We start from the raw sequence: 12,121 nt of genomic DNA, 5'->3' as shown, positions 1-12,121 counted from the left end.
CGGTGACGCTCTCACCCACACTCATCATCGGACCGCGGCCATGCGGTCATCCGGAGGTATGTCATGTCCATGTTCGAGCAGAAGGTCGCCGTCGTCACCGGAGCCTCCCAGGGCATCGGAGCCGCGCTCGTCGAGGCCTACCGCAAGCTCGGCCACGCCGTCGTCGCCACCTCGCGCGGCATCCAGCCGTCCGACGACGCGGGCATCCTCGCCGTCCCAGGCGATATCGCCGACCCGTCGACCGCCGAACGCGTCGTCTCCGCGGCCATCGAACGATTCGGCCGCGTCGACAGCCTGGTCAACAACGCCGGCCTGTTCGTCGCCAAGCCCTTCACCGACTACACGGCGGACGACTACGCCGCCGTCACCGGTGTCAACCTGACCGGCTTCTTCCACCTCACCCAACTCGCCGCGGGCCAGATGCTCGGCCAGGGCAGCGGGCATATCGTCAACATCACGACCAGCCTGGTCGACAACGCCGACGCCCGCGTCCCCTCCGTACTCGCCTCCCTCACCAAGGGCGGCCTGCAGTCCGCCACCAAGTCCCTGGCCGTCGAGTACGCCACCCGGGGCATCCGCGTCAACGCCGTCTCCCCGGGCACCATCCGCACCCCCATGCACGCACCCGAGACCCACGACTACCTGGCCGGCCTCCACCCTGTGCGACGCCTCGGCGAGATCAGCGACATCGTTGACGCCGTCCTCTACCTGGAGAACGCCCCCTTCGTCACCGGCGAGATCCTCCACGTCGACGGCGGCATGAGCGCCGGCCACTGACCCCATCCCTCCGACTTCCGGAAGACACCGCCATGAACCCGACCACCACGCAGGAGGAGACCACCCTGCGCACCGTCCTCGACCGCTGGAAGGCCGCCGTCGACGGCCATCAACCCGACCTGGTGGCAGCCCAGTTCACCGAGGACGCCATCTTCCAGGGCCTTCACCCCTACAGCGTCGGCCGCCCCGGCGTCGCCGCGTACTACGAGTCCCAGCCGCTCGGCCTGACCGCCGATTACCGCGTGCTGGAGACCCGGCGCCTGGCCGAGGACCTGATCCTCGGCTACCTCGAGGTCGACTTCGCCTTCACCGACCGGCCCACCGTCCACGTCAACCTCAGCGTCCTGCTGCGACGCACCGGCGGCGACTGGGCCATCGCCCACTACCAGGTCTCCCGTCTGCAGTGACCGGCCCGCGTGTGCCGTCCGAACACGCCGACGAACACCCCCCGATCCGCGTCCGGTTCGGGGGGTGTCGTCTGTCTGCTCGGCCCGCGCGGGGCGAGGGTGAATATGCCCGGGGCGATGGCGTGGTGTCACTGGAACGGAGGTATCGGTTCCTACGGTGGCCGGCAGGTGACGTACCACCAGAGAAGGAGCCGTTTCAGTTGAACGCCGCACCTCGCAAACTCACCACCGCCATGCTCAGCGTCTTGTCGCTGGCTGCCCTGCTCTGTACGGCGCAGACGGTGCCGGCCTCCGCCGGCGTCGGGAACGATTGCGCCAACGCAGTCGCGCAGACCCAGAGGCACCTGATCGAGGCCGGTGCTCCGACCGAGCACACGGCCTGGCAGGACGTCCGTGCCGACGCCCAGAGGTTCGTCGACCAGCCCAACTACACGGGCGAGGCCGGCTGGGCGCTGAGGGGAGACATCCTGCTGCTGGACCAGAACTGCGCGCCCTGACGCGGCGCGCGGCGACCGGCCCGCTGTCGCGAGGCTGGCCGGGTAGCCGTACGTTCCGGCAATGACAACAGCCGCCCGCCCCACGGGTCTCCGTGGGGCGGGCGGCTGATGAAGGGCGGGCGGCCGGCGTGGTGTGTCGTCATGCGTGACCGCTGTAGGGTCCGGGGCACTTCATCGGGTTCAGGCCGCTGCGTCAGGTCGCCGGCACGGCGTTCGGTGGGAGCGACAGGGCGGCCTTGGCCTTGCGGGTCTCCGGGTCGGCGAGGACCTCCGGCTGGTCGCCCGCCAGTGCCTCCATGGTCAGCTCTGCCACGGTCTCGGCGCTGATCTTCGGCTCGTTCGTCCAGGCGCTCAGGTCGGTGTCGACGAAGCCCGCGTGCACGCCTACGACCAGGGTGCCCTGCTCGTGCAGGCCTTGCCGCAGGGCGTCCGTCAGGGACCACTGCGCCGCCTTGGAGGCCGCGTAACCCGGGAAATCCGGCCGCCCGACCCATGATGCCAGCGAGAGCATGTTGACCAACGCGCCGCCGCCGTTGCGCGCCAGTACCGGGGCGAAGGCCTGGGACACGGCCCAGGTGCCGAAGTAGTTGACCTCCATCGCCTGGCGCGCCCCGTCGAAGGTGCCGCCGAGGAGCCCGGATCCCGCGCCCCCGGTCCCGGCGTTGTTGATCACGATCGACACGTCACCCGCCGCCGCGGCCGCCGCGGTGACCTGCTCGTGGTCGGTGACGTCCAGGCGTAGTGGCACCAGGTCCGGATCGAGCACACTCTCCGGGTCACGGACCGCCGCGTACACCTTCGCCGCGCCGCGGTCGAGCAGAGCGCGGGCGAAGGCACGGCCGATCCCGCGGTTGGCGCCCGTCACGAGGGCGACTGATCCCTTGATTTCCATGGTTACTCCTTCATCGCATTCGTTGTCGCAGGCTTCGCCGATGGCTCAGTTCGGCCTGCGCCAGATGAGTTCGGCCGTGCGGTCCGCACCCCAGAGGCGGACGGGAGTGGTGATGCCGAGATTCAGGAACTCGCCATCGAAGGCGACCGTCCGGGTCTGCGTCCCTCCGGTCCAGTTCGGGAACAGGCTGGTGGTGACGTGGTGCGCGACGGTCACCGGATCGACCACCTCGAACGAGCCGGCGTAGGCGACGTAGGTCTTCGTCGCCTGCGCCAGTTCGTCCTTCGTAGTCTCCTCAAGGCGGTCGGATCCCGCGCGTGGGCGGTCGGCGCGGCCCAGCTGGGCGGACATGTATCCGTCCGGGGTGTAGACGATCAGGCCGTGAGGGTCAGGGCCGAGCGGGTGGACGACCTCGCCGTCCGCCGCGGTCGCGGTGTAGGAAACGAGTTCCCACGCGCCGAGTAGGCGGTCACGTACCTTTTCGCGGTCCGGCTCTTGTTCGTCAACTTCCGCTGTACATAGGTGAGTTGACATTTCAGCACTTCCTTCTTCAGTCGCGGGTGGGTTCACCGTCGACCAGGCGCCACACGTGCAGCGGGTTGCCCTCACGTAGAGGCTCGGGCAGCAGGTCGTCCGGGAAGCCCTGGTAGGTGACCGGCCGCAGGAAGCGGTCGATCGCATTCATCCCGACCGAGGTGAAGCGGCTGTCCGAGGTGGCAGGGAACGGGCCCGTGTGGACGGTTCCGTACGACACCTCCTGCGGCATCGAGAAGGCGTTGACCACGATGCGTCCCGTACGGCGCTCCAGGATCGGCAGCAGCCGCAACGCGGCGGCGCGGTCGGACGGCTCGGCGTGCATCGTGGCCGACAGCTGCCCCCTGAACGCGCGGGCCACGGCGAGCAGTTGCTCCACGTCGGTCACTCGGACCAGCAGGACGGAGGGGCCGAAAACCTCCTCGCGCAGAGACGGTTCGGCCAGCACCTGCTCGCCGGTGGTCTCGTACAGCAGGGACTGACCGTCCCACCCACGCACCGGGGTCGGTCCGGCGCCGATTCGGGTGGCGCCGTTCTCCTCCAGTCGCTGGACGTTGCGGACGTAGGTGTCGTGGATGGCGGGCGTCAGCATGGTCCGCGCGGCCGTCTTCTCCACCTCGGCGATCGCGGCCGCACGCAACTCCTCGAAGCCGGGGCCGTCCACGGCGAGCAGGATCGCGGGCTTCAGGCAGGCCTGCCCGACGTTGTACTGCGCGCGTGAGGCGATGCCTGCGCCGATCTCCGCTCCCCGGGCCGCCAGGGCACCGGGCAGGACGAAGGTCGGGTTGACGCTCGTCATCTCGGTGAACACCGGGATGGGGTCGGGTCGTTGCTGGGCCCGGCGGTAGAGGGCCATGCCGCCACCCTCGGAGCCGGTGAAGGTCACGGCCCGCACCAGCGGGTGGTCCACCAGCGCCTCACCGATCTCGTTGCCGGCGCCCCGGATCAGCGAGAACACACCCTCGTGCAGTCCCGACTCGGCTACGGCCTCCTGGATGACGCGCCCCTGGATCTCGGAGGTGCCGGGGTGGGCGTTGTGGGCCTTGACGACCACGGGGCTGCCGGAGGCCAGGGCCGACGCGGTGTCGCCGCCCGCGACCGAGTACGAGACCGGGAAGTTGCTCGCACCGAAGATCACCACCGGGCCGAGCGGCACCTTCTGTAGACGGTGGTCCATACGCGGCGTGGGCTGCCGGTCCGGCTGCGCGGGATCGACCGTCGCCTGGAGGAACCGGCCCTGGCGGACGACGACGGCGAACTTGCGGAACGTCGCTGCGGACCGGGTGATCTCGCCCTCGAACTGGGCGGCGGGCAGGCCGGTCTCCAGCGAGGCGCGGGCCGCGAGTTCCCCCTTGACCGCTTCCAACTTGTCCGCGACGAGGTCGAGGAACGCGGCCCGCTCGGCCAGGCCGGTGTGGCTGTAGCTGTCGAACGCCTCGTCGGCCAGGCGTAGGGCCCGGTCGGCCTCAGCCGCCCCGCCGAAGGCGAAGTCGGGTTCGAGGTGCTCCCCGGTGGCGGGGTCGAGCGCCTTCATCGTCCCCGCCGTGGCGGGCACGGAAGCAGCTCCGATCAGCAGTTCTCCGGTCAGTTTCATGACTGTACGGCTCCCTTGAACTCGGTGGTGATCTCGTCGGTGGTGACGATGGCGTGGGCGTAGGTGGGGCCGTTCAGCTCGTGGGCGGCGTGCATCATCTCGGGGAGGAGAGCCGCGGTGGCGTCGGTCACCAGCGTCACGTGATAGCCGAGCTCCATGGCGTACCGGCCGGTGGACTCGATGCAGGTGTTCGCCAGTAGACCGATCAGCACCACGTGGGTGATGCCGTGCTGCCTGAGCTGGAGGTCGAGGTCGGTGTTGGCGAACCCGCTCTGCGCCCAGTGCTCGTGGGCGACGATGTCGCCGGGCTGCGGCTGGAAATCCGGGTGGAACTCCCCGCCCCAGGTGCCGCGGGCGAAGGTGTGCTGCTCCGAGATCTTGAGCTGGCTGGCGTTGGGGTGGTTCCAGGTGTCGTAGTCACCCGGCTCCCACTGGCGGTGCGGGACGAACACCAGCTGAACGCCGGCCTCGCGTGCGCCGGCCACCACCGAGCGCAGGTGGTCGAGCAGGCCCACCTCCTCGGCCACCGGCTCCACTCGCGGCCACACCTTGCCGCCCTCGGAGATGAAGTCCTTGTACGGGTCGACCAGCAGGACCGCGGTGTGTCGGGGGTCGTACGTCTCGGACATGGCTCCTCGAATCTGTCGCTCGGCTTCTGGTGCCTGAATTTCTGGATGATGGACATCATCCACCTTGAGGATTATCCTCATCATCCAGAAAGTCAAGCGATCCATCCGAAGGAGCCCGCCATGGGGCACTCGAAGGCCGACAAGGCGGCATCCCGGGACCGGGTGCTGGAGATAGCGGCCCGCAAGGTCAGGGAGGAAGGCGTGACCCGCCCCGGCATCGCGGACCTCATGAAGGAGGCGGGGCTGACGCACGGCGGCTTCTACAAGCACTTCGCCTCCCGCGACGAGCTGATCGCCCAGGCCACCGAACTGGCCCTGACCGAGGGCACGGCGAAGATGGAGGAAACCGCGCGGGAGAGCGAGGAGGCGCCGCGGGCCGGTGTCGTCGACGCCTATCTCGCCGAGCGGCACCGCGACTCACCGGGCACAGGTTGCGCCCTGGTCACCCTCGGCGCCGCCGCGGGCCGTGGTGACCAGCACTTCAAGGAGGCGTACGAGCGTCAGGTCCGCACCTACCTGGACCTGCTCGCCGGTCTCGACGGCGACTCCGAGGATGCCCGGGCCGAGGCGATGGTCGCCCTGAGCGCCATGGTCGGGGCCACCCTGATGGCCCGCGCGGTGGCCGACGGCGACTTCTCCGACGAGCTGCTGAAGACGGTTGCCGACCGGCTGAACCGGCGTGTGCCGGGAACGTCGGTGTCTACCGACTGACGCACAGGATCTGGCGTCGTGCTCGCCGAAGCATCCGCACGCGGCACCGAACCAGGCGTCGTTTTCGAAGATGGCCGGAACGAAGGTGACGGGCACAACCGACGGCGAACCGGGTCCTGCTCGAGGGTCGGCTCACATGCGTCGCTGCGGCGTTCGATGCATGGTGTTGAAGAAGGCCCTCTACGTGGGTACCCCGTGTGGCAATCGTCCCTCACCCAGGTGCCTGCCGTGCTCGGCAGCCGGCAGGCCGCAGCGGGAAGGAAGCGCGATGGAGATCAGAGGATCGGTCGCCCTGGTGACAGGGGCCAATCGTGGCATCGGCCAGGCGTTCGCTCGTGCGCTGCTCGAGCGGGGAGCCGCGAAGGTCTACGCCGGTGTCCGCGATCCGGCGAGTGTGAGCGACGGGGAGCTTTCTCCGTTGCGCCTGGACGTCACCGCACCGGATGAGGTCGCCGCGGCGGCTGCGGCCGCCAGTGACGTCACCATCGTCGTCAACAATGCGGGTGTCGGGGGTTTTGAGACCAAGTTGCTGACGGGTTCCTTCGGTGGTGCGCGTGAGGCCATGGAGATCAACTATTTCGGCACGTGGGCGGTGTCTCGCGCCTTCGCCCCGGTGCTGGCCCGCAACGGCGGCGGCGCCCTGGTGAACATGCTGTCGACCGCTTCGTGGGTCTCCCGGCCGGAGTACCCGGGGTACGCGGCTTCCAAGGCGGCCCAGTGGTCGTTGACGGGTGCGCTGCGGGAGGGCCTGCGCGAGCAGGGAACGCTCGTGGTCGGGGTCCACGCCAGTTTCGTGCAGACGGATCTCAGCAGTTTCACCGATGCGCCGAAGATCAGTGCGGCGGACGTGGCGGAGCAGACCATGGACGCCCTGGCGAACGACCGGGTCGAGGTCCTCGCCGACGAGCGCACCAGGCATGTCAAGGGTGACCTGGCGCAACCACTCCAACGGTGAGCGAGCCTGGACGGGAACCCGGACGGGACTTTGACACACGCCACAGCGCCAGACGGGACCACGACGCACGCCACAGCACAGGAGGACTCATGACTTCCGAAGCGGCTGGGGGGAGCAGTAGCGGCGGCGGACTGCCCCTGCTCGGGCAGACACTCGTCGTCATCGGCGGGAGCTCCGGCATCGGGCTGGCGACCGCACGGTTCGCCCGCAATCAGGGCGCCTCGGTGATCCTCACCGGACGGGACCCGGAACGGCTGCGCACCGCGGCCAAGGAGGCCGATGCGGCCAGCACCGCGGCGTTCGACGCCCACGACTCGACGCAACTGGAGCGGTTCTTCCAGGAGTTGCCGGAGCCGGTCGACCACGTGCTGGTGACTGCGGGAAGCCCCTCGTACGGCCCGCTCCTGGACATGGATGCCGAGCAGGCACGCCAGGCGATCACCGGGCACATGGTGCTCGCACTCGAGGTGGCGCGCCACTGCGCCGGCGTCGTGCGGCCGGGTGGCACGTTGCTGCTCATGGGCGGTACGGGAGCCCGCCGGATCCGAGCAGCGATGGGGGTTGCCCCTGCGGTCACCGCCGCGATGCCCGCGTTCACGGCCAGCCTCGCACTCGAAACTCGCGCCGATCCGGGTGAACCTGATCGCCGCCGGCTTCGTGGACACACCCTTGTCGGCCCGGCTGCTCGGTGGCGATCTCGACGCCCGTCGCGAGGAACTGCGCGCCACGCTGCCGATCGGCCGTGTGGTCGTACCGGACGACGTGGCGGCGCTCGCCGTGCACCTCATGGCCAACACCGCGCTCACGGGCGCGACTTACGACGTCGACGGAGGCCAGCAACTCACCGGCTAAGGCGTTCAAGCCTGCGCGCACGGGCTACGGGCCGTGCGGCTGGTCGCCGAGTCGGAGCAGCCTCAACCCGCAGATTCTGGAGGCCGACCGAAAGCGAACCTGCTTGTAGGAGGCGGCCGTTGAGGGGCTACGCGGATTTGAGCGCTGCTTCAACGCTCCGGTGATCGAACTGGTGGGTCTACTCGTAGCGTCCGGGTTTCCTGCTTGCTTATGCATCCCGCGCTTGAAGGCCGGTGGCTGCGGGGCCGAATCGATCAGCCCCTCCGTGATGGCTTGGGAGTCCCGCAGCCGAGCCGGTTCGGCTGCGTATCACTCCCGGATCGATGGTGGGTCCACGATTGTTGAGTGCACTTCGTCGAAGGCACTGTTCTCATTGCCGTGATGCCGAATGAGTTGGGCCACGTACTCGGTGCCCTGAGCAGGAACGGAGGCCAGTGAGCGGCGGGTGTGTGGTCTCTCGTACTGCGTCGAGGAATCGGTCCTGCGAAGCTTCCAGAAACGTTCTGAACAGCCGGGACGTAGCCTGATGGCCCGTCACCGACATGGTGACGGGCCATCTGTCCTTCGATCACCTGGCGCCTGGGGCGAGGCATCTGACGGGCGGCAGCCGGTCCGCCCCTCCAGGGCCTCAGACCTGGGCCATGCCGCCGTCGGCGAACAGTTCGACGCCGGTGATGAAGCTGGAGGCGTCACTGGAGAGGAAAGCTGCGGCCTTGCCCATCTCGCGGGGGTCGGCGATGCGGCCGGTGGGGTTGCCCTCGCCCATCTTCCGTACCGCTGCGGGAACCGCGTCGGAGCCTTGTGCCATGCCGAGGGCGCTGCGCAGGGATTCGGTGTCGACGGCGCCGGGGCTGAGGACGTTCATGCGGATGCCGGAGCCCTTGATGTCCTGGATCCAGGAGCGGATGAAGGCGCGCACCGCGGCCTTGGCGCCGCCGTAGAGGCCCATGCCGGCCGGGGGCTGGATGGAGGCGGTCGAGCCGATGATGACGACGGTGCCGCCTGGCGGCAGCAGCGGGATCGCGGGCTGGATGGTGAACAGGACACCCTTCGCGTTCACGCCGAAGGTCCGGTCGAACTGCTCCTCGGTGATGGCGCCGAGTGGGGCGTGGGCGCCGATGCCGGCGTTGGCCACGACGGCGTCGAGGCGTCCGTGGCGTGCGATGACCTCTTGGTATGCGGCTTCCATGTCCGCGAGCTGGGTGACGTCGGCGACGATGCCGGAGCAGTTCGCACCGATCGTGGCGACGGCCTTGTCCAGCGCCTCCTGCCGCAGGTCGGTGATGACGACCTGGGCGCCTTGGTCGACGAATTCGTGGGCGATTCCCAGTCCGACGCCGGACGCTCCGCCGGTGATGACGGCGACCTTGCCTTCGAGGGGGAGGCTCATCGTTTTCTCCTCTGAGTGGGTGTTCACGCGCCATGCGTACGCAGCGGTGGGTGCCCTACACTCAGTAAGTGGAGGCGCCGCCGGTTCCAGAAAACCGTAACCGGAGATGCCTCCACTTAGCAATGCCGGCGAGGGAGGAGCCTTTTTGATGAGCGCAGGTACGGGGCGGCCGATGCGGGCCGATGCACGGCGTAACCGGGAGAAGATCCTGTCCGTGGCCGTGCGGGTCTTCGCCGAGGAGGGGCTGGACGCGCACCTCGAGCGCATCGCCAAGGAGGCGGGCGTGGGATCCGGCACCCTCTACCGGAACTTCCCGACGCGTGAGGCGCTGATCGAGGCTGCCTATCGCAACGAGCTGAGTCGGCTGTGTGACGCCGCCCCTGAGCTCCTGGCGGCCATGCCGCCGCGTGAGGCGTTGCGCGCCTGGATGGGGCGCTTCATCGACTACGCCACCGCGAAACTGGGGATGGCCGAGGCGCTGCGCGCCGTCGTCGACTCGGGCGTCAATCCGTATGCCCACAGCCGCGAGTTGATGATGACCGCCCTTGCGTCGCTCCTGGATGCCGCGACCGCCGCCGGGACGATCCGGTCCGACATCAGCGCGGCCGACATGTTCGCCGCCCTCACCGGCGTAGCCCTGGCCTCGGGAAAGCCCGAACAGCGCGAGCAGGCCGAACGCCTCCTCGACCTCACTTTGGACGGACTCAGGTACGGCACGGCGGGCTGATGCCGCTCCCGGAAGCGTTGGCAGATCCCGTTCTTGCCGGCGTCCCGGAAGCGGGGTGGGGCGAGGGCGAGGTGGAAAGAGCTCGCCGGGGTGTGAGGGGTGGCTATCCAACTCGCTGTGTGTGGGCCCCAGTTCGCTGAAATCCCGGGTAGGGCACGGTGTGTCAGCGCAGCCTTCCGGACAACTTGGTTTGGGCTTCTATGTTGTCGTGGGGTCCAGGTTGCGCCAGACAGCGGCAGCGCATCGGCGCGGTGGGCAACCGGAACTACCTCCGTCAGGCGGCCCACATGAGTTCGCGCCGCCTGGTCCTGGACCACATCGACCTGTACTACCCGCACACACCGGCCATGACCGACGTACCGCTCGAGGACATCATCGGCACGCTCGCGGAGATGCGGCGGAGCGGCCTCATCCGCCACATCGGGATGTCCGACGTCAGCGCCGAACAACTCCGCACCGCGATGGCGATCACCCCGATCGCGGCCGCCCACCGGGCCGCCCCGTGCCAGATCGCCATGGCCTGGCAGCTGCACCGCGGTCCGCATGTGCTGCCCATCCCAGGCACGACCGGCGTCCGCCACCTGGAGGAGAACCTCGTCGCCGGTCGTATCCGGCTCCGTTCCGACGAGGTTGATGCCATCGCGGCGCTGGTCCCGGAAGCACATTGTCGACCTGAGTTCCACCCGCGGGGGCGCCCGAGTGGGACGTGGTGCGCCCTTGGGCCGGTCAACACGACAGGTGCGTTCAGGTGATGTAAGTCTTTCCCATGGAGCACCGCCGGCGAGCTTTCGACCCCCACCTCTCCCGGCGTGGCGGGCGGCTGCTGATCGCCGCGCCCTTCGTGCTCATCGCGGTCGTGACCTTGGTGGACGTTCTGGCGCCTCCCGACGTCCATCTGGGGCCGTTCCTGGTGGCGGCGCCGGCGTTGACCGCGTCGTTCGCGGGGCCGCGTATGACTGCGTTCGTGGGCGCGGTCGCGGTGGTCGCGCAGTCGGTGGTGGCGGTCGCGCGGACTAGTCTCACGGACCTCAACCACCTGTACCAGGTCGTCGCGCTGGTCCTGATCTCGATCATCGTGACGTTCTTCGCCTATCTGCGTGAGCGGGACGAGAACACCGTGCGGCGGCTGCGCTCGATCGCTCACGCCGCCCAGAGTGTCGTCCTGCGCCCGCTCCCCGACAGGGCGGGGCCCTTGCGTATCGCCTCGGTCTACCTGGCGGCCGAGGAGGAGGCGCAGATGGGAGGGGACCTGTATGCGGCGGCCCGTACGGCATCCGGAACCCGGCTCCTGATCGGAGACGCGAGAGGCAAGGGGCTCGACGCGATCAGTGAGGCATCGCTCGTCCTGGGCGCATTCCGGGTAACCGCCAACCGCGTGCAGGAACTGCCGGAACTCGTCGGTCATCTGGAGGCAGGAGTCGGCTCGGTGGCGGAGGGCGCTGCAGGCATGGCAGGGGAGACGGGGGAGTGGCCTGATGACGATGAGACGGCCGAGATGGTGGACGAAGGCTTCGTCACCGTTCTCGTGCTGGACATCCCCGACCGCGAGCCGGTCGTACGACTGGTGAACTGTGGACATCCGCCACCGCTGCTTCTCAGGCAGGGGCGGGTGATCCCTCTCGACACTGTCGATGCGGGGCCGCCGTTGGGGCTGTCCGACGTCGTCACTCCTGATGTGACCGTGGAGACCTTCCCCTTCGATGTCGGCGATGTGTTGCTGCTCTACACGGACGGAGTCGTCGAGGCACGCGACGCTGCCCGTGCCTTCTACCCGTTGCAGGAGCGGCTCTCGGCATGGGCGGGGGAGGACCCGCCGACCTTGCTCGGCCATCTGCGGGCTGATCTCCAGAAGTACGTGGGCGGTCATCTCGGCGACGATGCGGCACTCGTCGCGGTCGAGCGACTCGACTCGAAGTAGCGGGTCCAGCCACGGGCAGGCTCACCCCAGTGGCACAGCCGGTGCCTCACCCTGGTGCATGGCGGCGTTCCGTGGACGACCGTGGTGGTGGAGACCCACCCACCACCGAGGAAGGCGCCAGGATGAGTTCGACGGATACCCAGAACGCAGCAGCAGGCCGGTCAGAGGATGTCGGGACGTTCGACCAGAAGGTCGAGGTGGTCATCATCCCCGTCGCGGATACCGACCGCGCCACGGA

General features: G+C 68.9%; 14 protein-coding genes and 1 pseudogene. 10 read left to right on the top strand and 5 right to left on the bottom strand.

Annotated features, from left to right (window positions below; all coding sequences use genetic code 11):
- Positions 1–63: 63 nt before the first annotated feature.
- From ABZ893_RS00790 to ABZ893_RS00780, 3 genes are all read left to right on the top strand, one after another.
- Entirely contained in the window at positions 64–777 is a 714-nt protein-coding gene (locus tag ABZ893_RS00790; protein WP_361394600.1) for an SDR family oxidoreductase, read from the top strand.
- A gap of 32 nt (positions 778–809) precedes the next feature.
- Entirely contained in the window at positions 810–1,184 is a 375-nt protein-coding gene (locus ABZ893_RS00785) for an SgcJ/EcaC family oxidoreductase (RefSeq protein WP_361394597.1), read from the top strand.
- Between the two features lie 200 nt (positions 1,185–1,384).
- Positions 1,385–1,681 (top strand): hypothetical protein, encoded by a 297-nt coding sequence (locus tag ABZ893_RS00780; protein WP_361394594.1) that lies wholly within the window; start codon positions 1,385–1,387, stop codon positions 1,679–1,681.
- A gap of 193 nt (positions 1,682–1,874) precedes the next feature.
- On the opposite strand, the gene ABZ893_RS00775 is transcribed toward ABZ893_RS00780, so the two are convergent.
- The 4 genes from ABZ893_RS00775 to ABZ893_RS00760 are packed head-to-tail and all read right to left on the bottom strand — an operon-like array spanning position 1,875 to position 5,330.
- Positions 1,875–2,573: an SDR family oxidoreductase gene (locus ABZ893_RS00775; protein ID WP_361394591.1), complete on the bottom strand. Its 699-nt coding sequence runs from the start codon at positions 2,571–2,573 to the stop codon at positions 1,875–1,877.
- A gap of 45 nt (positions 2,574–2,618) precedes the next feature.
- Positions 2,619–3,107 (bottom strand): lipocalin-like domain-containing protein, encoded by a 489-nt coding sequence (locus ABZ893_RS00770; RefSeq protein WP_361394588.1) that lies wholly within the window; start codon positions 3,105–3,107, stop codon positions 2,619–2,621.
- A 16-nt stretch (positions 3,108–3,123) separates the two neighbouring features.
- Positions 3,124–4,701, bottom strand: coding sequence for an aldehyde dehydrogenase (NADP(+)) (locus tag ABZ893_RS00765; RefSeq protein WP_361394585.1), 1,578 nt, complete (start codon positions 4,699–4,701; stop codon positions 3,124–3,126).
- On the bottom strand, positions 4,698–5,330 hold the full coding sequence (locus ABZ893_RS00760) for an isochorismatase family cysteine hydrolase (RefSeq protein ID WP_361394582.1): 633 nt from the start codon (positions 5,328–5,330) through the stop codon (positions 4,698–4,700). Before ABZ893_RS00760 ends, ABZ893_RS00765 begins: the two co-directional genes overlap by 4 nt.
- A 120-nt stretch (positions 5,331–5,450) precedes the next feature.
- Here ABZ893_RS00760 and ABZ893_RS00755 point away from each other — a divergent pair, with 120 nt between their 5' ends.
- The 4 genes and pseudogenes from ABZ893_RS00755 to ABZ893_RS00740 all read left to right on the top strand — a co-directional run bounded on the left by ABZ893_RS00755 (position 5,451) and on the right by ABZ893_RS00740 (position 7,848).
- Entirely contained in the window at positions 5,451–6,041 is a 591-nt protein-coding gene (locus ABZ893_RS00755; RefSeq protein ID WP_361394578.1) for a TetR/AcrR family transcriptional regulator, read from the top strand.
- A gap of 268 nt (positions 6,042–6,309) precedes the next feature.
- Positions 6,310–6,996 carry an SDR family oxidoreductase gene (locus ABZ893_RS00750; protein ID WP_361394576.1) on the top strand — a complete coding sequence of 229 codons (687 nt, stop codon included), beginning with the start codon at positions 6,310–6,312 and terminating at the stop codon, positions 6,994–6,996.
- An 89-nt stretch (positions 6,997–7,085) separates the two neighbouring features.
- A pseudogene (locus ABZ893_RS00745) lies at positions 7,086–7,559 on the top strand (SDR family oxidoreductase); the annotation flags it as partial.
- Positions 7,560–7,629: 70 nt separating this feature from the next.
- Positions 7,630–7,848: an SDR family oxidoreductase gene (locus ABZ893_RS00740; protein WP_361394573.1), complete on the top strand. Its 219-nt coding sequence runs from the start codon at positions 7,630–7,632 to the stop codon at positions 7,846–7,848.
- 628 nt (positions 7,849–8,476) lie between these two features.
- Here the strand turns inward: ABZ893_RS00740 and ABZ893_RS00735 are convergent.
- Positions 8,477–9,238, bottom strand: coding sequence for an SDR family oxidoreductase (locus ABZ893_RS00735; protein ID WP_361394571.1), 762 nt, complete (start codon positions 9,236–9,238; stop codon positions 8,477–8,479).
- 148 nt (positions 9,239–9,386) lie between these two features.
- On the opposite strand from ABZ893_RS00735, the gene ABZ893_RS00730 reads away from it, so the two are divergent.
- From ABZ893_RS00730 to ABZ893_RS00720, 3 genes are all read left to right on the top strand, one after another.
- The gene (locus ABZ893_RS00730; protein WP_361394568.1) at positions 9,387–9,965 is read left to right on the top strand and encodes a helix-turn-helix domain-containing protein; all 579 of its coding nucleotides are present in this window, start codon (positions 9,387–9,389) and stop codon (positions 9,963–9,965) included.
- A gap of 200 nt (positions 9,966–10,165) precedes the next feature.
- Positions 10,166–10,717, top strand: a complete 552-nt coding sequence (locus ABZ893_RS00725) for an aldo/keto reductase (RefSeq protein WP_361394566.1) — start codon at positions 10,166–10,168, stop codon at positions 10,715–10,717.
- 14 nt (positions 10,718–10,731) lie between these two features.
- Positions 10,732–11,883, top strand: a complete 1,152-nt coding sequence (locus ABZ893_RS00720) for a PP2C family protein-serine/threonine phosphatase (protein WP_361394563.1) — start codon at positions 10,732–10,734, stop codon at positions 11,881–11,883.
- Positions 11,884–12,121: the final 238 nt, after the last annotated feature.

Source organism: Streptomyces sp. NPDC046821 (genome assembly GCF_040645335.1).
GTDB lineage: Bacteria > Actinomycetota > Actinomycetes > Streptomycetales > Streptomycetaceae > Streptomyces.
This window is presented reverse-complemented; position numbering and strand designations above follow the sequence as displayed.

Bases quoted from the DNA above. Each gene is read 5' to 3' on its own strand.
- ABZ893_RS00775 (WP_361394591.1), bottom strand. From the start codon at position 2,573: ATGGAAATCAAGGGATCAGTCGCCCTCGTGACGGGCGCCAACCGCGGG.
- ABZ893_RS00765 (WP_361394585.1), bottom strand. From the start codon at position 4,701: ATGAAACTGACCGGAGAACTGCTGATCGGAGCTGCTTCCGTGCCCGCC.
- ABZ893_RS00720 (WP_361394563.1), top strand. From the start codon at position 10,732: ATGGAGCACCGCCGGCGAGCTTTCGACCCCCACCTCTCCCGGCGTGGC.
- ABZ893_RS00770 (WP_361394588.1), bottom strand. From the start codon at position 3,107: ATGTCAACTCACCTATGTACAGCGGAAGTTGACGAACAAGAGCCGGAC.
- ABZ893_RS00790 (WP_361394600.1), top strand. From the start codon at position 64: ATGTCCATGTTCGAGCAGAAGGTCGCCGTCGTCACCGGAGCCTCCCAG.
- ABZ893_RS00755 (WP_361394578.1), top strand. From the start codon at position 5,451: ATGGGGCACTCGAAGGCCGACAAGGCGGCATCCCGGGACCGGGTGCTG.
- ABZ893_RS00750 (WP_361394576.1), top strand. From the start codon at position 6,310: ATGGAGATCAGAGGATCGGTCGCCCTGGTGACAGGGGCCAATCGTGGC.
- ABZ893_RS00735 (WP_361394571.1), bottom strand. From the start codon at position 9,238: ATGAGCCTCCCCCTCGAAGGCAAGGTCGCCGTCATCACCGGCGGAGCG.
- ABZ893_RS00785 (WP_361394597.1), top strand. From the start codon at position 810: ATGAACCCGACCACCACGCAGGAGGAGACCACCCTGCGCACCGTCCTC.
- ABZ893_RS00725 (WP_361394566.1), top strand. From the start codon at position 10,166: ATGTTGTCGTGGGGTCCAGGTTGCGCCAGACAGCGGCAGCGCATCGGC.
- ABZ893_RS00730 (WP_361394568.1), top strand. From the start codon at position 9,387: ATGAGCGCAGGTACGGGGCGGCCGATGCGGGCCGATGCACGGCGTAAC.
- ABZ893_RS00760 (WP_361394582.1), bottom strand. From the start codon at position 5,330: ATGTCCGAGACGTACGACCCCCGACACACCGCGGTCCTGCTGGTCGAC.